Annotated in this window: 21 protein-coding genes; 3 read left to right on the plus strand and 18 right to left on the minus strand. The window is 40.2% G+C overall.

Annotated elements, in window-relative coordinates; genetic code table 11:
- Window positions 1-7: 7 nt before the first annotated feature.
- The 12 genes from NML76_RS02450 to NML76_RS02505 form a co-directional block, all read right to left on the minus strand.
- Entirely contained in the window at window positions 8-1210 is a 1203-nt protein-coding gene (locus NML76_RS02450) for an ABC transporter ATP-binding protein (RefSeq protein ID WP_254732582.1), read from the minus strand.
- Window positions 1210-2016, minus strand: a complete 807-nt coding sequence (locus NML76_RS02455) for an ABC transporter permease (protein WP_003003247.1) — start codon at window positions 2014-2016, stop codon at window positions 1210-1212. The genes NML76_RS02450 and NML76_RS02455 overlap by 1 nt, the downstream gene beginning before the upstream one ends.
- Window positions 2016-2957 carry a glycosyltransferase family 2 protein gene (locus tag NML76_RS02460; RefSeq protein ID WP_070465692.1) on the minus strand — a complete coding sequence of 314 codons (942 nt, stop codon included), beginning with the start codon at window positions 2955-2957 and terminating at the stop codon, window positions 2016-2018. Before NML76_RS02460 ends, NML76_RS02455 begins: the two co-directional genes overlap by 1 nt.
- Window positions 2954-4102, minus strand: a complete 1149-nt coding sequence (gene cps2T / locus NML76_RS02465; RefSeq protein ID WP_195323799.1) for a beta 1-4 rhamnosyltransferase Cps2T — start codon at window positions 4100-4102, stop codon at window positions 2954-2956. The genes NML76_RS02460 and cps2T overlap by 4 nt, the downstream gene beginning before the upstream one ends.
- Window positions 4103-4209: 107 nt before the next feature.
- Window positions 4210-5061, minus strand: a complete 852-nt coding sequence (rfbD, locus tag NML76_RS02470) for a dTDP-4-dehydrorhamnose reductase (protein WP_070465686.1) — start codon at window positions 5059-5061, stop codon at window positions 4210-4212.
- Window positions 5062-5126: 65 nt separating this feature from the next.
- On the minus strand, window positions 5127-7028 hold the full coding sequence (locus tag NML76_RS02475) for a hypothetical protein (RefSeq protein ID WP_254732583.1): 1902 nt from the start codon (window positions 7026-7028) through the stop codon (window positions 5127-5129).
- Window positions 7025-7954 (minus strand): glycosyltransferase family 2 protein, encoded by a 930-nt coding sequence (locus NML76_RS02480; protein ID WP_155169001.1) that lies wholly within the window; start codon window positions 7952-7954, stop codon window positions 7025-7027. Before NML76_RS02480 ends, NML76_RS02475 begins: the two co-directional genes overlap by 4 nt.
- An 82-nt stretch (window positions 7955-8036) precedes the next feature.
- Window positions 8037-9515: a DUF2142 domain-containing protein gene (locus NML76_RS02485; RefSeq protein WP_254732584.1), complete on the minus strand. Its 1479-nt coding sequence runs from the start codon at window positions 9513-9515 to the stop codon at window positions 8037-8039.
- 9 nt (window positions 9516-9524) lie between these two features.
- A complete protein-coding gene (locus NML76_RS02490) occupies window positions 9525-10301 on the minus strand; it encodes a glycosyltransferase family 2 protein (RefSeq protein WP_125826376.1) in 777 nt (258 codons plus the stop codon).
- Window positions 10297-11580 (minus strand): lipopolysaccharide biosynthesis protein, encoded by a 1284-nt coding sequence (locus NML76_RS02495; RefSeq protein ID WP_254732585.1) that lies wholly within the window; start codon window positions 11578-11580, stop codon window positions 10297-10299. The genes NML76_RS02490 and NML76_RS02495 overlap by 5 nt, the downstream gene beginning before the upstream one ends.
- Window positions 11570-11899, minus strand: coding sequence for a DUF2304 domain-containing protein (locus NML76_RS02500; protein ID WP_254732586.1), 330 nt, complete (start codon window positions 11897-11899; stop codon window positions 11570-11572). Before NML76_RS02500 ends, NML76_RS02495 begins: the two co-directional genes overlap by 11 nt.
- Window position 11900: 1 nt before the next feature.
- Window positions 11901-12611 (minus strand): glycosyltransferase family 2 protein, encoded by a 711-nt coding sequence (locus tag NML76_RS02505; protein ID WP_287294608.1) that lies wholly within the window; start codon window positions 12609-12611, stop codon window positions 11901-11903.
- Window positions 12612-12738: 127 nt separating this feature from the next.
- Between NML76_RS02505 and NML76_RS02510 the strand changes: the two genes are divergently transcribed.
- Window positions 12739-13719 carry a Gfo/Idh/MocA family protein gene (locus tag NML76_RS02510; RefSeq protein WP_254732587.1) on the plus strand — a complete coding sequence of 327 codons (981 nt, stop codon included), beginning with the start codon at window positions 12739-12741 and terminating at the stop codon, window positions 13717-13719.
- A complete protein-coding gene (locus NML76_RS02515; protein WP_254732588.1) occupies window positions 13716-14801 on the plus strand; it encodes a DEAD/DEAH box helicase in 1086 nt (361 codons plus the stop codon). The genes NML76_RS02510 and NML76_RS02515 overlap by 4 nt, the downstream gene beginning before the upstream one ends.
- Before the next feature lie 42 nt (window positions 14802-14843).
- Here the strand turns inward: NML76_RS02515 and NML76_RS02520 are convergent, their stop codons facing one another.
- From NML76_RS02520 to NML76_RS02540, 5 genes are all read right to left on the minus strand, one after another.
- On the minus strand, window positions 14844-16226 hold the full coding sequence (locus NML76_RS02520; RefSeq protein WP_254732589.1) for a polysaccharide deacetylase family protein: 1383 nt from the start codon (window positions 16224-16226) through the stop codon (window positions 14844-14846).
- Window positions 16227-16336: 110 nt separating this feature from the next.
- Window positions 16337-16717 carry a VOC family protein gene (locus NML76_RS02525; protein WP_003006623.1) on the minus strand — a complete coding sequence of 127 codons (381 nt, stop codon included), beginning with the start codon at window positions 16715-16717 and terminating at the stop codon, window positions 16337-16339.
- Between the two features lie 29 nt (window positions 16718-16746).
- Window positions 16747-18108 carry a cell wall metabolism sensor histidine kinase WalK gene (locus NML76_RS02530; RefSeq protein ID WP_254732590.1) on the minus strand — a complete coding sequence of 454 codons (1362 nt, stop codon included), beginning with the start codon at window positions 18106-18108 and terminating at the stop codon, window positions 16747-16749.
- Complete coding sequence (locus tag NML76_RS02535; RefSeq protein WP_021152983.1) at window positions 18092-18772, minus strand: response regulator transcription factor; 681 nt, start codon at window positions 18770-18772, stop codon at window positions 18092-18094. The genes NML76_RS02530 and NML76_RS02535 overlap by 17 nt, the downstream gene beginning before the upstream one ends.
- A 135-nt stretch (window positions 18773-18907) precedes the next feature.
- The gene (locus NML76_RS02540; RefSeq protein ID WP_254732591.1) at window positions 18908-19447 is read right to left on the minus strand and encodes a hypothetical protein; all 540 of its coding nucleotides are present in this window, start codon (window positions 19445-19447) and stop codon (window positions 18908-18910) included.
- A 205-nt stretch (window positions 19448-19652) separates the two neighbouring features.
- Between NML76_RS02540 and NML76_RS02545 the strand changes: the two genes are divergently transcribed.
- Window positions 19653-20186, plus strand: coding sequence for a biotin transporter BioY (locus NML76_RS02545; protein ID WP_003006609.1), 534 nt, complete (start codon window positions 19653-19655; stop codon window positions 20184-20186).
- 56 nt (window positions 20187-20242) lie between these two features.
- Here the strand turns inward: NML76_RS02545 and NML76_RS02550 are convergent, their stop codons facing one another.
- Window positions 20243-22786, minus strand: coding sequence for a M1 family metallopeptidase (locus NML76_RS02550; protein ID WP_254732592.1), 2544 nt, complete (start codon window positions 22784-22786; stop codon window positions 20243-20245).
- Window positions 22787-22881: the final 95 nt, after the last annotated feature.

Genomic DNA, 22881 nt, shown 5'->3' on the forward strand with positions numbered 1-22881 from the left:
AAAGAAATTATTCCCACTTACCTTGACGGATCAACAAACCAGTCGAAGAATCCAATTCTGAACGATTTGTTCGATCCACAACCCGATCAATTGAAAAGACGGGAGGGTTCGTTGTCGATAATATTGCTAAGTTTTCTTGATTTTCATCTCTTAAAAATGCTACTAGTCTTAACTTCACATGATTAAAGTACGGCAACTTACATTTATAAGTGATTTTTTTAGGTCCGACACCAGATAATGGAACATCCATGGAATTATCGTTATACAGTCCATTCCCAGTAGAAATATCAACAAATGAAAAGGCTATATGAGGATTCACAGACTCATCTAGTAGATTAAATGAAAACTCAATCACCACCTCATCATCAGGAGTTACTTTCTTAGGAGAAAGCAATCTAGCTGTAAAATCTTCAACTACCGTTGTGACCAGGCCCTCATTTTCATCTCCATGATGATGTGAATTCGATTCCAAGTTGTCAAAACTATATTGATCAGAAACGTCAAAAGGATCCCCAATGGCCTTCACCAAGCCATTTTCAATCAAAACAGCCTTGTTACAATATTTCTTGACGGCTCCCATATCATGGGTAACCAGAATCGTGGTTTTCCCTGATTTCTTGCGTTCTTGGAAGTAATCGTTACACTTTCGCTGGAAGGCCTCATCTCCTACTGCTAGGACCTCGTCCAAAATCAAGATATCGCCTTGGGCCTTAATGGCAACCGAAAAGGCTAGACGAACCTGCATGCCTGATGAGTAGTTCTTAAGCTTTTGGTTCATGAATTCATGCAACTCAGCAAAGTCTACGATATCATCATACATGGCATCAATTTCAGCTGTTGAGAAGCCTAGCATAGCCCCGTTCATATAGACATTTTCTCGACCTGTCAGTTCTGGGTTAAAGCCCACTCCAAGCTCAATAAAGGACACCAGTTTCCCATCAATAGTGACGGTTCCTTTTTCTGGCACATAGATTTCAGAAATAATTTTCAAGAGAGTCGATTTTCCAGAACCATTTCTTCCGAGGATCCCGAAAAAGTCTCCTTTTTCTACTTCAAAAGAAATATCCTTAAGAACATGTTGTTCTTTGTATCCTTTGATTCCTTTGAAGCGATTGACCAGGGCAGTTCGAAGGCTATTGGTTGCCTCTGTTGGCAACTTAAAGTACTTGCTGACATGGTCTACTTTTACTGCAATTTGTTTATCTGTCATTAGAGAATCTCCGCAAATTTCTTAGCATGTTTGTTAAAGTAAGCAAAGCCAGCAACAAAAATAAGAATTGGCAAGACATAAGGAATCAGAACCAAGAACTTATTTTCCACCAAAAGCCAGACAGGGGTGTTGGCCTTATCAATCAAGAAATAACGCATGTCTTGAATAATTTGAGCCAAAGGATTCATCATGACCAACTTAGCCGCCCATGGATTGCGGTCTGCAATAAAGGTAATCGGATAGATAATTGGCGTCGCATATAGGCCTGCTTGCAGGAGTACTTCCCATACTTGACCTAAGTCACGGAAACGAACAAAAAATGTCGCTAAGATCAGTGCGCATCCTGTCGCCATCAAGAATAACTCAAAGAATAGCGGAATGACCATCAAGGCTGTCCAAGAGAATGTCACCCCATTGAAGAATGAAAAAATCAAGACCACTACAAGGTTGATAACAAAGTTGATGGCTGCTCCTGAAATCGCAGACAAGACAATGATGTGTTTGGAGAAGTTCAATTTTCGCAACAAGTCGCCTCGACTAACGATCGACACCATCCCCATAGATGTGGCTTCTGAAAAGAAGCCCCAGATTACATTGGCCAACAAGAGGGCAACTGGGAAATGGGGCACATCTCCACCCAAGCGTAAGAATCGGATGAAGACAATATACATGATCGTAAAAGTCATCAGGGGCTTTAAAATCGACCAAAGATAACCGATTGCTGATCCCTGGTAGCGTAATTTAAAGTCTGTTTTGATTAACTCTCGTAATAAAATTCGATTTTTCTGACTAAAAACGTCAAACATTATTTTTTACCTCGATATGCAAACTTTGTCAGAATCAAGCTGGTAAACACAACCGTATGAAAGGCTCGGTTCTTCCGGTAACCATACTGACGAATCCGTCTCAGACGTTCTTTTAGTGGAACATCCATAATGGTGACAAAGTTTTCAATAATTTCTTTAGTTTGGGAACTGACAGGCAGATCCAATAGATTTTTTGCTTGTTCTTGACTAGACTCTATGAGATTCCAATACTTGGCAAACAGCACATGGGGTCGGATCCAATTTTTAACCCGTTTTCTGAGGGTTCGAGCACCCAGAACATTGCTACTGTGCTGACGGTACAATTCTGTTGGTTGATCGATATAGATGAGCTTCCCAAAGGCAGTTGCCAACAAGGCCAAATACCAATCATGCATAAGGAGCGCATGTTTTTCTTGACCTGTCCATAAGTCAGCCAGAGCGTGGTTAATCATGGCAACTCCGCCAGTTACCGTATTTTCCGTCAACTCTTGAATCAGTTCGGTATTGGCATAATCAGACTGGGTGCGAATCATACTCTCATGCTGCACATTCAAGTTTTCATCGACCACTTTTAAATCTGTGTAGACCAGCAAAGGCACTTCTTGAGGATGCTTCTCGGCTTCTGCTACTTGAAGAGCAATTTTTTCAGGAAGCCAGACATCATCTTGGTCACTGAAGCAATAAAGATCTGCTTTCTCATACTTCAAGAGGGCATGGAAGCTCTTGATAACACCGAGATTTTCGATAGCTCCTTGGTTGATAAAGCGAATGCGCTCATCCTGGGCCACCAACTCTTGAATGATCTCCACCGTACCATCTGTCGATCCATCATCTCGGATCAAGAGTTGCCAGTCTTGATAGGTCTGGTCTTGGATACTTTTGACCTGCTCTTTTAGATACTGTTCACCATTATAGGTGGACAACAAGATATTTACTTTCATGATAAGAATAATTCCTCGTACTCACCTACAATTTTTTCCCAGGTAAAGTTTTGTTTCATATTGGCCTTGGCACGTTGACCCCATTCAGATACATCTTCTAAAGAATCTACCTGGTCAATCAAATGCGCTAAATTCCCAGTTTCTTTAGTCCAATATTGAGCCGAATCCTTAGCGACCGTTTGGTTAAAGGAGACTCCTAAAACTAAATTCAGATCCGTCTGGGCAAGAGCCTCTAGGAGACCAGGATTGGTTCCGCCCACTTCATGACCATGGATATAGGCAAAGGCTTCTTTACGGATATATTTCAATAGGTCTTGATCATAGACCGTTCCTACAAACTTGACGCGTGGATCCTGATCAAATCCAGTCCGAGCTCGGAGCTCCTCAAAATAAGGATTGCCTTCCTGGTTACAAATGATCACCAAATCCCGCTTGGTAGAAGAGGCCATAAATTCACGAATGGCGGTCTCGTAATTGTTTTCTGGGACAAAACGACCCAAGATCAAGTAATAGTTCTTCTCCTGTGTCTGCCACTTGTGATAGAATTCTCGGGCCTTATTATCCTGACTATTTAGGCTAGTAGGAGATAAGTCCGTTCCGTAGGCAATATAGGTCGTCTTGGACCAAGGATAGGCTTCCTTGATATAGGACTCAATACCTGGGTTGTCTGAAATTACCAAGTCAGCGTGGCGTGTCATGATTTTTTCAGAATACTTGAGATAGGCTTGAATTGGTTTAGCCCACTTGGCCCGCTTCCACTCCAGTCCATCTGGATTGATATAGAATCGTCCACCCATCTTATGGATCTTACGCGCAAAAGGCGCCACAAAGGCTCCGATTGTATTGCCCAAGACGTAAAAAATCGGCTGTTCAATTCCTTGTTTCTTAATAAGCTTCAAGGCATAGTTGATGGCCATCATATCATAGGCGATGACACGCGCAGGCCCAAGCTTGGGAGCTTTAATCGTAAAACAATCGACACCCTTATAGTCAAAATGATAATAAGCTTGATCATTAGAAAGGCAGGCAACATGATACTGGATATCTGAAGACACTTGATGCGAAACCAATTGGTCCACAAAAGTCTCAAAACCGCCATATTGAGCCGGAAGCCCACGACTTCCGATAATAAAAACATGTTGCATAGAGTTCCCTTTCAAATCATTCACAGTCTATTCAATTATACCATTTTCTAGGCTTTTTGCCTAATCCAAACAGAAAAGCGACCCTTGAGGGCCGCTTCTATTTGTTCTTATTTCACTTCTTGTTTATAAAATTCTTTCAAAGCATCTTTCCAAGTTGGAATAACGAATCCTGTAGCCTTAGCCTTAGCCAAGCTCATCGTTGAGTTGAGAGGACGTTTTGCCTTAGCTGGAAATTGGCTGGAATCCACTGGCTTCACTTCTACATCCGTATCTTTGAGGATTTCAACTGCAAAGTCATACCAAGTTGTATCTTCTGCTGCATCATTTGACAAGTGGTAATAACCATATTCCTTACGGTTTTCAGCCAAATAAGTCATAAACTCTGCAAGAGTACGGGTCCAGGTTGGACGACCATGTTGGTCGTTGACGACTGTAAGTGTTTTGTGAGTCTTCGCAAGATTTTGCATGGTGAAGACAAAGTTCTTACCGTAGTTCCCGAAGACCCAAGCTGTACGGATGATATAGAAGTTAGAAACATGCTTCTCAACCAATTCTTCCCCCATACGTTTGGTACGACCGTACTCAGTTTGAGGATCTGGTTGATCGTCTACTTCCCATTCTTGTCCCACCGGTTTATTCCCATCAAAAACGTAATCCGTTGAGATATAAACTAAGGTTGCACCGTGTTTTTCAGACGCTTTTGCTACATTTTCCGTACCCGTCACGTTGATAGCATAGTCCAACTCTTTTCCTTCATCTTCTGCCGCATCAACAGCTGTATAGGCAGCACAGTGGTAGACTAGGGTTGGTTTCACTTCTGCGAATACCTCGTCTACTTTTTCTGCATTTGTGATATCCATTTCAGCCACATCAACGGCTACATATTCTTCATTTCGTTCATCCAACAAATGGCGAAGTTCTGTTCCAAGTTGCCCATTTGCACCTGTAATTAAAATCATGTTAAGTTCCTTTCGAATGCTTTTTCTCTATCATTATAGCAAAAAAAGCAGAAGTTTTCTGCTTTTTAGGATGGGAATTGCTCCTTATTTTTTGAATACTTCTGTTTAAAAATGAAGAACACCAGTATCCAAGAGATCCATTCTATTATGAAACCAAGATACTGTATAAATGTCTTGTGATAAGAAACTTTGACATGGCCAGAATTTCGAATAGATAAATAAATTTTACCATCATTTAAAACTTTTTCTGAGACAGTTGGTTTCCGATCTTTTTTATTTTCTTTTAATTCTGATTCGGTAAAAGCACGCTGTTTCAACACAGGTTGAGAACCTTCTGCTCCCTTAGAATATTCTGCGCGATATCCTTTGTACCATATCATTGGTATAGAGATAGTAGTTTCCTTTTTATCGTCAGGAACCTTTATATCAAATTCTAAAAGATTGTACCTCTTTTTAATAGTTGATATTTTTACATCCTTAGCTGTTTGAAATTCTGTAAATTGTGGTAAGCGTATATCTTGGTTATTGATATCAAGATTATAATATTCATCACCTACAGGATCAATATATTTGGATTTGTCACCTTTATATACTGATTTAAGTAATTTTTCATTCTTTTTATTATCATCCCGCATCTGTTTATAGTTTTTTGAAGATGTATCAAATTGAGGGACAACATGATTGAAATAAAAAGATAAAGTCAAGAGGCATAAGACAATAGAGAAAAATCCATTTCTATTTGTAACAGCAAGAAAGAATAGGAACAAGAGGGGAATGAAAAACAATAGGCGCCCTGAATACTGCATACTCCCTAAAAAAGTGTATTTCAATACGGAATTCCAAGGCAGAAGACTCGTTGCAGAAAAATATAAGATCCAACAAGTCCAAAATATGGTTTTAGTTAAACTCCCTAGACGGCGATAAAATAAGATCACCATCATACTCGCATAGAATAGGCCATCTTGTACGAATTGATGGATCGGCCACTCTAATGGTGTGAAAGGTTTATAAAAACCATATCGATCTGCTTGAAATGGAAAAGGAACCAAAAAAGTATCTTTCACATTGACAGGAAAATTTCTCGCTGTCCATGTGAAGAAAAATTTTTGTGATGAAACCTGTTCCAGATATTGAAAAATGTATCCTGCCGACAAACATAAGGCAAACAAGATAGAAAATACAAAAGAGATAATCTTTTCAAGTGTGATCCTTTTATAATTTAAACATAAAAATACCGCAGAAAAAATTGCTAATATGATCGTTGATAAAATATGGGTTTGAATTAAAAGCGCTACTACAATCCCCAAATAAAGAGGGTTCTTTTTGTTTAAGTAGAGCACACGATAAATAGAATAAATAAGAATTGGGACAAGTGGCACTACCATGGTCATTCCAAAACCAAATGAGGTGTAATAACAAGGAATGGTCAAGGCCACTACTATACCAGTCAGCTTATTTTTTACTATTTTTGAAACAACAATATAACTTGTTAGGCTTGTACCAAGAGTGATCAAAAATGCAAATATAGAATAAGCAAGATTTCCATCGTTGGTCATCATATAAACGATGGCTGACGGATAAAACTGCCAATTTCCATAAAACATAGGAGAAGCATATCCCGTACCGAATGCAAATAAAAAATTCAGATTGGGGAGTAAATCCCAATGCTCAATGGACTCTGCTAAGCCGACAATGCGGGATAAATGGAAGACATAGTCATATGAGCGACTTTGAAAATTGATCAGATTGAAAGATACAAATGTAAAAATGAGCGCATAGGAAGTTAGTAATAGAAAGACCAACTTATTGCTGATTTGATTGAAAACATCTATAAGCCGGTCAATATAACTGCGGATCCCTTTTACCATATCCAACTGATTGATCTTATCGAGGAGCCGATCCATTCCCTCGTAAAATCTATCTATCCTTTGCTTAGCAGCAAGACTCATACTTAGGATATTCTTCATTCTTCACTTTTCTCTTTGATCACATAGATTGGACGTTTCTTGGTTTCCATGAAGATCTTACCAATATATTTCCCTAAAATCCCGATGGTCAATAATTGGAACCCTCCCAGGAAAAGAATCACTGTCATAAGAGATGGCCAACCTGAAGTAGGATCCCCAAAGACCAAGGTGCGGATTACAATCAAAATCATCATGATAAAGGCCAAAATCCAAGATAACAGTCCACCAATAAAAGCAATGTTTAATGGAGCATCCGAGAAATTGACAATCCCTTCAATCGAATACTTAAAGAGGGACCAAAAATTCCAGGACGTCTCTCCTGCCACACGCTCTACATTTTTATATTCGAGGTATTCTGTCTCAAATCCTACCCAAGCAAAAATTCCTTTTGAGAAACGATTGTACTCCGATAATTCCATGATAGCATCAACCATTGGACGTCGCATCAAACGGAAATCACGGGCCCCGTCCACCATTTCCACTTGGCTAATATGATTGATCAATTTATAAAACATCCGCGCAAAGAAAGAGCGGATCGGCGGTTCCCCATCACGGGTTACGCGTCTCGTTCCGACGCAGTCTAGATCTGGTTGTTCCTCCAACTTCTGCTTCATTTCGATCAATAACTCCGGTGGGTCCTGCAAATCTACATCCATAACCGTCACATATTCGCCATTAGCACGTTCAAGTCCAGCGTACAGCGCCGCCTCTTTCCCGAAATTTCGAGAAAAAGAAAGGTAGTGCACATTTGAATCTGTAACATGTAGCTTTCGAAGAACGGATAGCGTACCATCTGAAGAGCCATCATTTATAAAAATATATTCAAACTTTTCTCCCATTTTCATCCGAACACGTTCCATCTCTCGATAAAACAATGGAATGGATTCTTCTTCGTTAAAACATGGGACTACAACTGATATGGTCATCTCTTACTCCTTGACTTATTCACTTTCTATTGTAACAAAAAACTAGGGTTTCCCCTAGTGATAACTTATTTTAGTCTTTTAATTAAACTGCAGCATATAAAACAGAGATGGTTTGTAGTAATGTTAGAGATAAAATAATGAGACTACTTTGTACCACAAAATGATCAGAGAACTTTTGTTCATCTGGAACTCTTTGCTTAAATAAACTACAAATAACTGGTAGACAAAGAGCGACAACACCTAAGTAATATCGGCCTTGAACTCCTAAAACTTCAAAATTTCCAACTGGTGTCCAGGTCAGATACAAGGTCAAAGAAATTAAACCAACAATTGCAAAAGAAACCAAACTTGCTCCTACTACTGATACTTTAGGAAGTTTGATTTTCCCAATATTTGAAAAAGTAATCAAAGTATAAAGAGCATAAATTGGAATAAGGACTTCTGACATCGACAAATCTAACCAACCAAAGGTATAGAGTTGATTCAAATGACTGACTGATAATAACATCTCCTTCAAAATCACTGGAAGATACCAATGAGGTTTTGAAATGATGCTACTAATTTGCCCTTTTACATCTGCGCCCTCCAGTTTAAAGTTCTCAATTCGAACTTGCTGGGTAAGAACATACCAAAAAATCGTAAAGACAAAGACTGAGATAATCAAAGCGAGAGAAATGAGATAGTAGTTTTTACATTGCGTTTTCTTTTTCGGTATAAATAGCAATAATCCCACAAGCAAGACATAAGGAAGCTTCATTGTTACAAGGATCACGCAAAGGAAAGCATAAAGCAATAAATCCTTTATTTTAACTACTTTTTCATCATCTGTTACATAATTCAAAAACAGTCCAATAATGATGTAGGTTAAACCTAAGGCTACACTATCTTGATTATAAGAAGCAGCTAGAACCAGGTTCATTGGAAACATTGTTACCATTGTCATCAACTGCTTCGCTTTCCCACTTAATTTAATGGTAATGAGAGCTAAAATACAGTAAGCAATGACATTAAAAATTCGACCAAGATAATAGGAGACTCCTACACTCAAATTCAAAAATTTTCCAATCCCAAATCCAAGAGCCTGAGGGATATAACCAATAAACCAATATGAGTTGGTTGCCCTGTAATCTGTTTCTTTCCCAAACTTCACTTGTTTGGTCGTCTGCCCTTCTTCAAATAAAGAAGATTTAGTAAATGGTTTTTTGAAGTTCTTATAAACATCAAAGTAATCTTCCGTAATATGGATGTTTTTATTCCCCATATTGACGTTGCCTTCCACAATATGAATGGTTCTTGAAAGGTGAACTTGTTCATCTGGTGTATTCAAAACGGGTGTAATGAAAGCAAAGGACAGACCACCAATGAGCATCGCAAGGAATGTCCCAACACTCTTCTTCGGTAAAAGAAAAATGAAAAAAGCCAATACAACAAATAACGCTACACCAATTTTAGGAAAATCTACTAAGCGCTTTGTATAAATCACTGCAATACAAAAGGCCAAAACTGCGAAAGTTACTAAATACTTTTTATTTCGCTCATAACTATCAACAAAATATCCCATCAGTTTCTCCTACTTATTCGAATTTTGACTCTTCACATATTGTCTCATCAACAACTTGGCCATCCATTTGGGCCAGAAGAGTTGGTACATGTATAGATCTTCTTTACTTCGAGTGTTGTCTGCAATGGTTTTTGATGTTTCAGATTCTCCATGGATACGGTGGCACATGAGCTTGTCAGATACATAAGCGAAACGACCTTTATACTCGCTGATCTTATACCATGCGTACCAATCCAAACTCACTCTCATTCCTTCATCAAAATAGAAATTCTTCAAATTTTCACGATTATAGGTAACAGCTGGACAACAAATCGGATTCCCAAAAGCCATCACACGGTTTCGCCAAAAATGACTAGCAGGAAAAAGATTCATGGTTTTTAACATCAAGGTTTTGATCTTCAGATTTGTATTCGCAGGAATTTTATGGCCATCTTTTTCTTCAAAATAATCAGAATACCCAATCAACACATCTTGATTTTTTTCCATCTTAGCCAAAACTTTCTCAGCATAGTCCGGCTCATAATAATCATCCTGATGGGCGATGGTAGCATACTTCGTCTCTACAAAAGACATGGCATTGTTCCAATCCTTACCAATCCCACCACCTTGCTTGGTGTAAAATGGAATAGCATAACGCTGACAAAGTTCCTTGATCGAATCCAGTGGTGTTGAACTGTAACAGATAATCTGTGATTGGAGAGTTTGATTCTTCAAGGATTGAATACAAGCTTCCAAGTATTCGCTCTCACCATAAGCACAAATCACCCACGTATGTTGTTGATTAATGAGCATAGTCCTTCCTTTCTATTTTTCTTGCAATAAAATAAGCAAGTAAACTTCCACTAAAATAAACAGACATCACGATGAAAAAGCTTAAAGACGCACCTAGAAGTCCCATTTTTTGTACCAAATCATTATTTGTCAATTTGGAAGCTATAAACATGAATAAATACACAGGCAATAGATACGTTTGTTTTCGAATAACCGTCATGACATCCCCAAAAACAATCCCAATAGAATACAGAATTCCAGAAAAAACAAGGATGGCTAGAGTAGTACTATGCTGGTTTAAAGGTAAACCAAAAACAAGACTTAATATCGGCGTCCCGATCAAATAAGCTAGCACAGTTAATACCAAGCCGACACCCAAAACAATGACAAACATCTTCGCAATGATGGCATCAAATTTTTTCAATTCTTTATTCTTCCATAAGATCGCTAATTGCGTTGTTAAGGGTCTAAGAATTAAAATAAAGAGACTCATAAAAAACACAGGCATAAACAAAATATTAAAGTCCCGTTGTGTCCCTGCAATAAAGTGTCCCAGTCTAATTTCAGAGTCAATCGCGATTCTAGGCTCATTGAAAATATAAGCTAGTAAAAATCCACTAATGAAGAGAGGAATACAATTCTTTAAAATAGTGATCGCATCAAATAGGTCTCTTTTGAGATTTTTTACTGAGAAATCAATTGTTTCAAATTCTTTTGATTTTACATAATCATAACAAAATACAAAGATAAAGTTTAAAACAACTAAGTAAAGCAATGATTGTGTTAATGACTTTGTAATAAGCAAAAATGCCAACAAAAGAATCGTGCTGAAAGAATAACGAATGGTCATTGATTTGCCAGCGATATCTAATCGTTCGTGACGTTGAAACAATCCTTGGAAAAGATCTGAAATTGCCTCACACATACGAAATAGAACGTACAAGCCAATAATCGTAATTTTTGAACTCTCATGTAGATCAATTCCTGAAACAAAAAGGTAAGGAAAAAAGATCGCCATCATGAGTAGGAGAGAGAGACATCTGGCAATAATGTAACTGGTAAAGGAGTGTCTAAAGAGAACATCTGTCCCTTGGTAGCTTCGAACTTGAAACATGCCTACTACTACTAGAATCGCAGCAATCCCATAGGCAAGACTAAAAGAATCTGCTTCCATTGGCGAGGTCATGCGTGTAACGATCAATGTAAATAGTACAGATGATCCAGCAAATGCCAAATTCCCTAACAGATTCCAAAAATACACCTTCTCCGTTGAAACAGGTTGATTATTCTTCATGCTCTTTTACCTGTAATGCAATCTTCTGAGACAATTGTCGAATTTGAACGGATTGTTTTGAGGTAATCCGAGTTAAAGAGAAGTTTAAATAGACAAGTAAACAGAAGCCTAAGAAAAAGATTAGATTGCTTGGAACTTGAATTCCTAACATTTTTGACACCTGTCCAATCAAATTAGGAAACCAAATGACTGGAAGCGAGAGTAAACAAAGAATAAGCCACGAAATGACATTTCTCATTTCAACGACTTTCTTTGCTACTAGGCGTAGAATATAAATAATAAAAATAATTACAATAAGGGTTAACCAAATATTTAACATGTTATTTCTTATATCCTCCACCAATTCTAGCCAATAGCATTGCCATTGTCACTTTGATCATATAGTAAACAGACTTACTGAATGTAATCGATGATTCTCCGTGTTCTCGCTCGTTCATCAAGACCGGTACTTCTGCAACGGAATAGCCTGAGGTTAAGAGGGACACAATCGTCTCTGGTTCTGGATAATCACTTGGATATTGTTTAGCAAATTCTTCAATCACTTTTCGATCAGCCACCCGCAATCCTGAGGTTGGATCTGTTACCTTTTGACCAGTTAAAATCTTAATTAATTTTTCAAAAAATGAAATTCCAATCCGTCGCGCGAAGGAGGATTGGAAACCTTGATTTTCAATGAAACGAGAGCCAATCACCATATTCACATTCTTCTCTTGAAGGACTTGAAGCATCTTTCTGATAAATTCAGGATTATGCTGACCATCTCCATCCACTTGAACAGCATATTGATAGCCATTTTTAACTGCATATTGATAACCAGTCTGGACAGCACCACCAATTCCTAAATTAATCGGTAAATCGATAACGTTAAAGTTGTTCTTGCGACAAATTTCAAGTGTATGATCTGTAGAACAATCATTGATAATAACATAATCAAATTCAGGTGTATGTTCTTCAATCATCTTGATTGTTTTTTCAATATTTCCACTCTCATTATAAGCAGGAATAATGATCAATAATTCTGAATTTCTCAATCCTATTGTTTTCCCTTCTAAGCATATCACTTCATTATACAATAATCAGTGCATATTTTCTACTTTATACTGTCCCCTCCCCCTTTTCATGGTATAATAGAGTGAATCGATGACGGAAGGACACCTTATGTTAAAGCTGGGAATTATTGGTACGAGTTGGATTTCACACGAATTTATTACAGCTGCTCATCAGACAGGTCACTATCACTTGCAGGCTGTGTATTCGAGAAAGATGAAGACTGCTCAAGAGTTTTGTGAGCCTTATGGAGCGATCTCTTGCTACACGGATTTCATCGACTTCTTAGACAGTGAGCTGGATGTGATTTACATTGCTAGCCCCAATTCTCTTCATTTCGCTCAGGCCAAGCTTGCTATTCTGGCCAAGAAGCATGTCATCATTGAAAAACCCGCTGTGACCACCCCTTCTGAATGGAAGGAGCTGGTCAAGCTCGCTAATGAGCATCAGGTCTATCTCTTTGAAGCTGCCAGAAATTACCAAGAAGAAGCCTTTCAAGTAGTTAAAAACTTCCTCTCTAACCAGGAAATACTGGGCGCCAACTTCACCTTTGCCAAATATTCTTCTAAATTGCCTGCCCTTCTTGCAGGTGAGATGCCCAATATTTTCTCAGATGTCTATGCAGGTGGAGCCTTGATGGATCTGGGAGTCTACTGCCTCTACTTGGCGATCGGCTTCTTTGGAGAACCGATCTCCAGCCACTACACCGCTCAGCAATTACCCAATTCGGTTGATCTCTATGGTCAAGGTGTCTTGATTTATCCAGAGTTTCAGGTTGCCATTCAGGCAGGGAAAAATATCACCAGCCATCTACCTGCTGAAATCTACACCAAGACTGGAACACTAACTCTCAATGCTGTAGCAGCCATCAACCAGGCTCGCTTCGTCAGCCATTCTGGGGAAGTCATCGACCTTCCGATCCAGTCCTGCCCACACCAAATGCAAGAAGAGGCGGAAGCCTTTGCCCTTGCCATCGCTCATCAAAAGCCAGCTGCTTATCTTGAATGGTTACAAACAGCTGAGCAGGTCCATGAAACCCTCTACCAGATGCGTCAAAGCGCTGGAATACAATTTAAGGATGAAAAAGAATGAAAGAACAATTTCCACAAAGCTGGAAAGACCAGTTAGAAACACTTGGATTTGATACATTCACTGAAATTCAGGAACAGATCTTCTCCCCTATCTATGAAGGAGAAAATGTCCTCGGAATCAGTCCTACCGGTACTGGTAAGACACTCGCCTACCTCTTTCCGAGCTTGCTCAAACTCAAACCGAAGAAGGCCCAACAACTCTTGATTTTGGCTCCTAACACAGAGTTAGCAGGACAAATTTTTGATGTCACCAAACAATGGGCAGAGCCTCTCGGGCTCCAGACACAACTCTTCCTTTCAGGATCTAGTCAAAAACGGCAAATCGAACGTCTCAAAAAAGGACCCGAAATCCTGGTTGGGACGCCTGGTCGGATCTTTGAACTGATCAAGCTGAAAAAGATCAAAATGATGAATGTGGAAACTATCATTTTAGATGAATTCGACCAATTACTGAGCGATTCTCAGTACCACTTCGTCGACAAGATCAGCCACTATGCTCCCCGTGACCACCAATATATCTATATGAGCGCCACAGCCAAGGTCGATCCAGACCAACTAGAGGAAAATACTCTTCGCGTTACGGTTGATGGAGTTTCTTTGGACAATATCCAACATTTTTATATGCAAGTGGATAAGCGGGACAAGGTCGAATTGCTCCGCAAACTCGCCTACGTTGAAGATTTTCGTGGTCTGGCTTTTTTCAACAGCCTGTCTGATCTGGGTAGTGCTGAAGAAAAACTACAATACCGTGGGGTCGAAGCCATATCTCTCGCCAGTGATGTCAATGTCAAATACCGCAAGGTCATTCTGGAACGCTTCAAAGACCATCAGCTGACCCTCTTGCTGGCCACCGATTTAGTCGCTCGTGGCATCGATATTGAACATCTTGAGTGTGTGATTAACTACGATATTCCCCGTGATGTAGAGACCTATACCCACCGTGCCGGTCGAACAGGACGAATGGGGCATGAGGGCTATGTAATCACCTTTATCACCCACCCAGAAGAACTCAAATCCTTAAAAAAATACGCTTCTGTCCGTGAACTGGTTTTAAAAAATTCCGAACTCTTTTTAAATGAATAAGAAAATCCTCTGCTAGTGAATGAACTGCAGAGGATTTTTATGTTAATTTCCATTGTAATAAATGCGATGACTTTCAAGTTGATAATCCAACAATTCATCCACCGTTACAAAGGTATAGCCTTGTGATTTGAGGTAGTCAAGGACGGTCGGTAGAGCGTCAATCGTGGTTTGATGGATATCATGCATGAGGATAATCGAACCCGGTTTGACTTCTTTCTTCACTTCATTGAGAATGGCCGTCGTATTATGTGTCTTCCAATCTAGGCTATCTACATCCCACATGATGAAGGACTGGTCGACACCGTATTGGATGGCGTTATTGATAGCTCCATACGGAGGACGGGTAATCTTGGTCTGCACACCTGTCGCTTTTTGAATAGCTTCTTGGGTATCCAAGATCTCTTTTTTAGCATTATCCAAGCTCAATTTTGGCAACTGAGGATGATCCCAGGTATGGTTCCCGATTTGATGACCTTCTTTGCGGACTTGCTTAGCAATATCGGGATTCGCACTGACATTTTTTCCGACCATAAAGAAGGTAGCTTTGGCATTGTATTTCTTTAAGATGGCTAGTGCCTGAGGAGTCGTGGTTGGATCTGGTCCATCATCAAAGGTCAGAGCAATCATCTTACGGTGGCGTTCTTCAATATAGGATTGATAAGAAGCTAGATCATCAGGAAGCAAGCGCTCTGTATCAATCACGTCATAGAATTTAGACAAGGGAACAGTGAAGGTATCATCTCCCTTAACCTTAGTTGGAAATGGAATGGTGAAATTTCCTTTTTCATATTGGAATTCCCATTGGCTCAAATCCAACTCTGAGAAGTGGGCAACCATTTGATCAATGCTTTCCTCATCCAACTGACGAAAGGCTAGATTCCCTCGTAATTCCTCCAAAAAGATCTGTTTGGCTCCATCTGGATCCGCAAAAACTTGGCTCAGGGTCAGAGGATTGTTCTCATCATCCAAGTAAAAGAGGGGCAACTTCACCGTCTCATCTTTGATGAATTTCCCTTTTTTGTACTGATACTCCGCCCGCTTGATTTGGATAGGGTGATAGCCGACAAAAGGCGCTTCTGCTTCTTCACTATGGTAGAAGGTCAAATGCTTTGGCTCTTTGGTTTTCTCATCGGATCCTAGACGCTGAAGGTCTTTTTGGATCTTCTCTTTAATAATTTCAACAGCTTGTCCATCCTTAGTAGGATAATAAGCTGTCACATAAGAAGTTCCTAAAATCCCTTCCTGAACTTGAACATCTTTCCCTTTTTCAGAGCTTTTCTCAAGTTGGGTAACCTTAGCAAACTGATCCTGATAGGCTTTTTGTTCACGAACCCTTTGAATCTTTTGATAGCCGATATACAAAAGACTCAATAAAAGGAGATTTGTAATGATTAATAAAATAGTTTTCGTGTGTTTGAATCTCATAACTTTATTATAGCAAATTTCTCTCGAAAAAACATTCCTTTTTTGTAAATGGTTTCATAAAAAAGAGGGCGACTGTCGTAGCCGACAGCGGCCCTTGTTTTTAGTCCCTCTTATTTTTCGCGAATGACTTCTACTTTATATCCATCCGGATCTACAACGAAATAATAATTCGGTTGTGTTCCTGGAAGACCTTTTGGTTCCGTCACTTCATAGCCTTTAGCCTTGTGTTCCGCATTCAAACCTTCCAAATCAGGAGTACTCAAGGCAACGTGAGCATAGCCATCTCCGATGACATATGGACCATGATCATAATTGTAAGTCAATTCCAACTCATAGTCATCTCCAGGCAAGGCCAAATAAACAATCGTGAACTTGTAGTCTGGGAAATCTTTCCGACGTTTTTCTTCAAAACCAAAAGCATCTTGGTAAAAAGCGATTGATTTTTCTAAGTTTTCCACACGAAGGCAAGTGTGCAACATTTTTGAACTCATAGGTTTTCCTCTTTTCTATTTTTTAAAGATTATGAACGATTTTTTTTACGACTTTCCGTCTTAATGGATAATTTCACTTCAAAGATGGTCCCTTTTGGTTTATTATCTTTGACTTGAATGGTCCCTTTAAAGGCTTCTACAATCTGCTTAGCGAGGGATAACCCCAAACCAAAACCACCTTTCTGACGGGTTCTGGCCTTGTCGACCCGGTAAAAACGATCAAAGATCCGTTTCTTATCCTCATCTCGAATCCCTGGACCATTATCCAGCACTCTCAAAAGAAGATTTTTATCCTTCAATTGAACTTCAAACTGGATCTCGCCATCTTCATCGGTATATTTCAAGGCATTGTCATAGAGAATGGTCATCAATTGCTTGAGGAGCGTTCTATCAGAACAAATGACTTTGTCCACCTGATTGTCTCCTCGGAAGAGTTTGTCATTTTCTTCCGCAATGATCTCAAAATTCGAGAAGGTCTGATCGAAAAAGCTTGGTTCGATATCTTCCATCTCCGGCTTCAAGCCGTCATCTCTTCGGGCAATGTTAAGAAGGTTGGTAGTCAAGAGCTTCATATTTCGAACTTCATCCAAGCTGGATGCAATATTCTCACTCGATTCCATAATGGTCGCTTCAGGCTTTCTAAAAAGCGTTTCGAGACGATTTTGCAGGACTGCTAAGGGCGTCCGCAACTCATGGGAAGCATTTTCCACGAAAGCCTTTTGCTTTTGCATACTCTCAAGAAGGGGCTTGACGCTGAGACGTGCTAAGAAGAGACTAGCGAATAAAGAGATTCCCCAGAAGCAGATCATGACAAGGGCGATTTGGCTTTCGTGCTCTTCACTGGTCTGCTCTAGCTGACTGATATTGGTCATGACAACCGCATACTTGATATCACTATCACTTTCATCATCAGATAAACTCAACTCTGCCATATAGGCCCGGTAACTTTCTTTTTTCCCATAGCTATTTGTAATTTGAAGCTGGGAAACCTTCTTGAGGAGCTTTCGACCAAACGTCACCGTTTTGAAGTTTAAAAACCCATTACCGGTTGTCAAGTTTTCATATTTTTTATTGAGCAAAACAACAGTGGTATTGGATGTGACATCCCCTTTAGGTTCTGATTTATCATGATCTGGGATCATCATCTCATGATCATTATCATCTCCTTTGGTATTTGACTGTCGCTGATCTCGATAAGCAATCGCTACAAGTGAGTAGGGATCCTGACTGAGAGTCTTGAGATTCTCATCAACCGTTGTATAGAGACTCGAGCGCATGACCTGAATGATAATCAAGGTCATGGCCGAGAATATCAAGGTAAAGAGCCCAAAATATCGGATGAAGTAGGAAAAATCATCTTCCCCGACGGTTTTCTTAATTCTGGTTAGCATCTTTTAAGATATACCCCACACTGCGCAATGTTTGCAAGTTCTCAACGAAATCAGTACCTTTTAATTTCTTACGGATTTTTGAAACATAGACTTCAACCACTGAGATGGTTGTGTCACTATCAAAGCCCCAGAGACGATCGAAAATCTGGGTCTTTGGAAGGATGACATTTTGGTTTTGAAGGAAATAGACCAAAAGATCAAATTCCTTCCCAAGAAGTTCCACTTCTTTCCCATCCACATAAGTCGAATTGGTAGATAAATTGACCTTCAAATTGCCATAATTAAGGGTGTTTTCATTGACCTTTCCTGAGCGCTTCAAGAGAGCTTGAATCCGCATCTTAAGCTCTTCTAGGTAGAAAGGCTTGGTGAGGTAATCGTCTGCCCCTAGCTCAAAGCCGTGCCCTTTGTCATCCAGACTTTCTTTAGCTGTCATGATCAAAACAGGGGTTGTCACGCCTTTTTCACGCAATTCTTTCAAGACATGGAACCCGTCCTTTTCAGGAAGCATCAGGTCCAGCAAAATCAAATCATAGATCCCGCTTTCTGCTTCGTAAAGACCTTCTTCTCCGTCAAAGACCTGCATGACATCCGCAAAATCATCTAAAAAATCAAATACTGAATTTGATAAACCAAGGTCATCTTCGACCAATAGAATTTTAATCATCGTCGTATCCTCTTCTCTTTCGTGAGTGAGTCTTTCTAATCTATTCTTAACCATTATAACACGAGTTGCCTTCATTTCCTATAGTTTAGAACCTGGTTTTATGATCAAATTCAGCCTGCCTGAGGAAGGCTTATTCTATGAATTTGTCGTGTTTTCTTTGTTACTTTGACTATCACTCGTCTTGTTTTTATTTTTTGAATTCTTCTTATTGGACTTTTTAGAGGACCCCTGGTTCCCTTCTTGTCCGCCAGATTGGTTCATGCCATTATCTGGACCATTCCCTTGTGGGCCACCATTGCCTTCTTGTGGCATTTGACCCGGACCGCCACCTTGCGGGCCGCCTTGTCCTTGGCCACCACCTTGTGGACCACCGCCTTGAGGGCCGCCTTCCTGTGGGCCGCCATTTTGCTGGTTTCCTTGTGAAGCATGGCCATTTTGACTATTTTGTTGCTGATTGGATCCTTGGTTTTGACCCGTTTGGACCGGTTGAGAAAATTGTTGGTTATTGGAAGATTGAGAGGCGATGACACCGACACCAAAGCCACTTCCAGCACCGACCAACAATCCACCAACTGCTGCCATGCCAATCCACCACTTAGGGCTTCGTTTGAGGACAACCATTTTTTCTTTTGATTCTTGCGTTTCGACAACTTGTTTTGTTTCTTTTTGATTCATCTTTTTACCTTTTATCTTTTTGTACAAGTACTTGTCTTTTAAAATTTAAAGGGAGCTCGATCCTTTAGTAAGGCGATTATACTTCAGGAGTCTTAAGCCTGACTAAATTTTTACTTAAAAAAACCTAAAACAAGCGTGGGCTATTGACAGGATGAACCCCTTATTGTAGAATAGTTACCATAAAATAAATAAGAGGTTAACTGTTATGAAGAAAATCTTTCCCTTAGTTCTCATCTCTATTGGAGTGGCCATGATCTCCGTCCTATCTCAATTCACCATTCCCTTTGGTCCAATTCCTTTGACCCTGCAGACACTCATGATCGGGATCATCGGGACCATCTATAAACCCAGCCATGCCTTTGTCACAGTCTGTCTCTACCTACTTTTAGGCTTCTTAGGTTTTCCAGTATTTGCCGGCGGTGCTGGTGGCGCTTCGCATTTCCTTGGTCCTACTGCTGGTTTCCTCCTCTTCTTCCCATTCCGAGCATGGATCACGTCTCTGTTCACGAGTGCTAAATCCAGCCTTGTCACTATCTTTTTGGCCAATCTCCTCAGTAGTGCTCTCCTCTTTGTGTCAGGAGCTATCGGCTTTATGCTGGTCACGCATACCGATCTCCAAAAAGCATTTACTTTGGTCGTTGCTCCCTTTATCCTTGCTGACCTCATCAAACTGGTCATCATCACGATCACCAGCAAGGCGATTTTTGCCAGCCTCAAACACCACTGGTATTTCAAATAAGATACAAAGTCCATTAAAAAATCGATACAGAAATTTCTGTACCGATTTTTTTAAATCTATTTTGTCGCAAGGATAGCGGCTTCTACTGCTGCTTTTTCCCGTTGGATTAAATCCACACGCGCTGCGATTTCCTTGATTCCCATGCTGATGTTTCGGCTGATAGCCATATCAGACAATTGTGGTTCAAAGAAGGCTTTGAATTCTGCTAAGCGCTCTGCTGTTTTGAAGGTATTGGCTGGGTAGATGACAAACTTGTCAAAGCTCATGTCTCCGCCAAGAGCTGCTTTGACCCATTCCCAGTTTTCACGCGCCCAAGTCCAGGCAGATTCTTGAGTGAACTCATGGTGTAAGAAGGTGAAATACCAACTCATTGCCAAGTCTTGTGGTTTTACAACATCCTTGTTCTTCCACTCTGTCAAAATCTTTTCAACTGTGTCTGCATCGGTTGTATAAGCCAGAGCTGTAGACAATTGACGCTTGAAGTTGCCATCTGTCGCTTGAGCATAAGTGTTCAAGTACAAATCAGTCAATTCTTTGCTTTCATGGTGTTTGATTTGGTTAATCAAGATTTGCAAACGAATAGCGGCTGGAAGCTTGCTGATATCCTCTGCATGGGCTGCATAGATTTCACTTGCTTTGGCGCTTGCTTTGGCATCATCCCCCTTGATCATATTTGAAATAACCAATTGACGAACCATTTCATCTTCATCGGCTTCTCCAGCTTTTGGTTCAAAACCAAGGCGTTCAAAGTTGAATTGGTTGAAGGTTACGAGCAACTTCTTATAGGCTGCTTCTACTTCAGTCCCTTCGTCCACAAAGAGGCTGAGACCTTGAAGGATTGATGATACTGCAGATACAACCAAATAAGACGTTTCTTGGGTCAATTTCTCGATGACTGGCAAGAGACTTGCATAAGAGATGACACCACTTTCTGCCAAGAGACGGCGTTCTTGAAGGATTTGTTGCTTGCTCAAGTTATCCAAGGAAGCCATGTTGTCTACAATCGCATCCAAGAGCTCTCCTTGGTAATCTGTAATGTAGTGGGCTGTATTTTCCGTATTGAAACGAAGCGGTTCACTATTTTCAGTAGCAAGGGCAGCATAACCTGGGATTTCAAGCGTTTCTGTTTCAAGTGTGTCTGGAATACCAGACCAGTTGCTGTTCAATGGCACAACCCATTGGCGGCCTTGGTCTTCATGTTCTCCAATGAAGAATTGTTTTTGGCTGATCTTCAAGGTATCATTTTCCACCACTGCTGTAAGAACTGGATAACCAGGTTGTTCCAACCAAGAATCCATGAAGGCTGCTACATCACGGCCAGATGCATCACCTAGGGCATTCCAAAGGTCACGACCGATGGTATTGCCGTATTGATGTTTTTCAAAGTAAGCTTTAAGACCTTTACGGAAAGCATCATCCCCTAACCAGCGGCGGAGCATATGCATGAGACGGCTACCTTTAGCGTAGACGATAGCTGGGTCAAAAAGAGTATTGATTTCATCAGGGTGTTTAACTTCCACATGGACAGATTGAACTCCATCGGTTGCATCGCGTTTCAAGGCCAATGGAACACCTGTTGTTTGGAAGTCTTCGAAGATATTCCAGCTTGGTTCGATGGCATTGACAGATACATATTCCATCATGTTGGCAAAACTTTCGTTCAACCAGAGGTCATCCCACCACTTCATAGTTACTAGGTTACCAAACCATTGGTGAGCCAATTCGTGAGCGACTACAAGAGCAACTTGTTGACGGCTAACTGCAGTTGAGTTTTCATCTACAAGGAGATAGACTTCACGATAAGTCACCAAGCCCCAGTTTTCCATGGCTCCAGCTGAGAAGTCAGGAAGCGCTACGTGAAGTGATTGAGGAATTGGATACTTCACGCCATAATAGTCTTCATAAAATTCGATGACACGTACCGCTACATCAAGAGAAAATTCTAAGTTTTTCAACGGATGCGCCTTGGTTGAATAGATACCTACGAGAGTGCCATTTTTTGTTTTGGCTGTGATCCCTTGAAGATCTCCAGCAGCAAAAGCAAGGAGGTATGAAGACATCCGTGGAGTCGTAGCAAATTTCCAAATTCCTGTTTCTTTGCGGTTTTTCACATCGATTTCAGGCATATTTGAAAGGGCAATTTCACCTTCTTCTTGGTCAAATTTCAAAGAAAGATCAAACGTTGCTTTGGCTTCAGGCTCGTCCACACTTGGAAAGGCTTCACGCGCAAAATGGCTCTCAAACTGAGTTGAGAGGACTTCCTTCTTCACGCCATCAATGCTGTAGTAAGATGGGTAAATCCCAGTCATATTGTCAGTGATCTTACCAGAATAGGTCAGAGTAACTGTCACTTGACCTGTGCCTTCCAATTCAACATAAACTGCTTCATTGGCATCATCAACCGTAAATGGACGGGCTTGACCTGCTACTTCTACTGTTTCGATGGTCAAATCCTTTTGGTGAAGCGAGATCTTGTCCGCCTTGGCTTGACCTGTGATCACCACACGACCGCTAAAGGTCTTGGTTTTACGACTTAAATCCAAAAACACTTCATAATGTTCTGGAACGAATGTTTCTACAAAATGTGCAACTGCTTGCATAATTTCCTCCTTTAAATGTTTTACGCTTTTCCAATCAAAAGCCCTAATAAAACTATTTTATCACAAAGTTGGGATAAAAGAAAAGACAAGCATAA

It is taken from the genome of Streptococcus sp. CF8_Ac1-9, assembly GCF_024295565.1.
Taxonomy (GTDB): domain Bacteria; phylum Bacillota; class Bacilli; order Lactobacillales; family Streptococcaceae; genus Streptococcus; species Streptococcus parasanguinis_X.

Coding starts and splice junctions, on each gene's coding strand:
- NML76_RS02500 (WP_254732586.1), bottom strand. CDS start 11,899: ATGTTAAATATTTGGTTAACCCTTATTGTAATTATTTTTATTATTTAT.
- NML76_RS02475 (WP_254732583.1), bottom strand. CDS start 7,028: ATGAAGAATATCCTAAGTATGAGTCTTGCTGCTAAGCAAAGGATAGAT.
- NML76_RS02515 (WP_254732588.1), top strand. CDS start 13,716: ATGAAAGAACAATTTCCACAAAGCTGGAAAGACCAGTTAGAAACACTT.
- NML76_RS02540 (WP_254732591.1), bottom strand. CDS start 19,447: ATGAATCAAAAAGAAACAAAACAAGTTGTCGAAACGCAAGAATCAAAA.
- NML76_RS02450 (WP_254732582.1), bottom strand. CDS start 1,210: ATGACAGATAAACAAATTGCAGTAAAAGTAGACCATGTCAGCAAGTAC.
- NML76_RS02455 (WP_003003247.1), bottom strand. CDS start 2,016: ATGTTTGACGTTTTTAGTCAGAAAAATCGAATTTTATTACGAGAGTTA.
- cps2T (WP_195323799.1), bottom strand. CDS start 4,102: ATGCAACATGTTTTTATTATCGGAAGTCGTGGGCTTCCGGCTCAATAT.
- NML76_RS02545 (WP_003006609.1), top strand. CDS start 19,653: ATGAAGAAAATCTTTCCCTTAGTTCTCATCTCTATTGGAGTGGCCATG.
- NML76_RS02535 (WP_021152983.1), bottom strand. CDS start 18,772: ATGATTAAAATTCTATTGGTCGAAGATGACCTTGGTTTATCAAATTCA.
- NML76_RS02485 (WP_254732584.1), bottom strand. CDS start 9,515: ATGGGATATTTTGTTGATAGTTATGAGCGAAATAAAAAGTATTTAGTA.
- NML76_RS02480 (WP_155169001.1), bottom strand. CDS start 7,954: ATGACCATATCAGTTGTAGTCCCATGTTTTAACGAAGAAGAATCCATT.
- NML76_RS02510 (WP_254732587.1), top strand. CDS start 12,739: ATGTTAAAGCTGGGAATTATTGGTACGAGTTGGATTTCACACGAATTT.
- NML76_RS02495 (WP_254732585.1), bottom strand. CDS start 11,580: ATGAAGAATAATCAACCTGTTTCAACGGAGAAGGTGTATTTTTGGAAT.
- NML76_RS02525 (WP_003006623.1), bottom strand. CDS start 16,717: ATGAGTTCAAAAATGTTGCACACTTGCCTTCGTGTGGAAAACTTAGAA.
- rfbD (WP_070465686.1), bottom strand. CDS start 5,061: ATGATTTTAATTACAGGTGCAAATGGGCAACTTGGAACAGAACTTCGC.
- NML76_RS02460 (WP_070465692.1), bottom strand. CDS start 2,957: ATGAAAGTAAATATCTTGTTGTCCACCTATAATGGTGAACAGTATCTA.
- NML76_RS02520 (WP_254732589.1), bottom strand. CDS start 16,226: ATGAGATTCAAACACACGAAAACTATTTTATTAATCATTACAAATCTC.
- NML76_RS02550 (WP_254732592.1), bottom strand. CDS start 22,786: ATGCAAGCAGTTGCACATTTTGTAGAAACATTCGTTCCAGAACATTAT.
- NML76_RS02530 (WP_254732590.1), bottom strand. CDS start 18,108: ATGCTAACCAGAATTAAGAAAACCGTCGGGGAAGATGATTTTTCCTAC.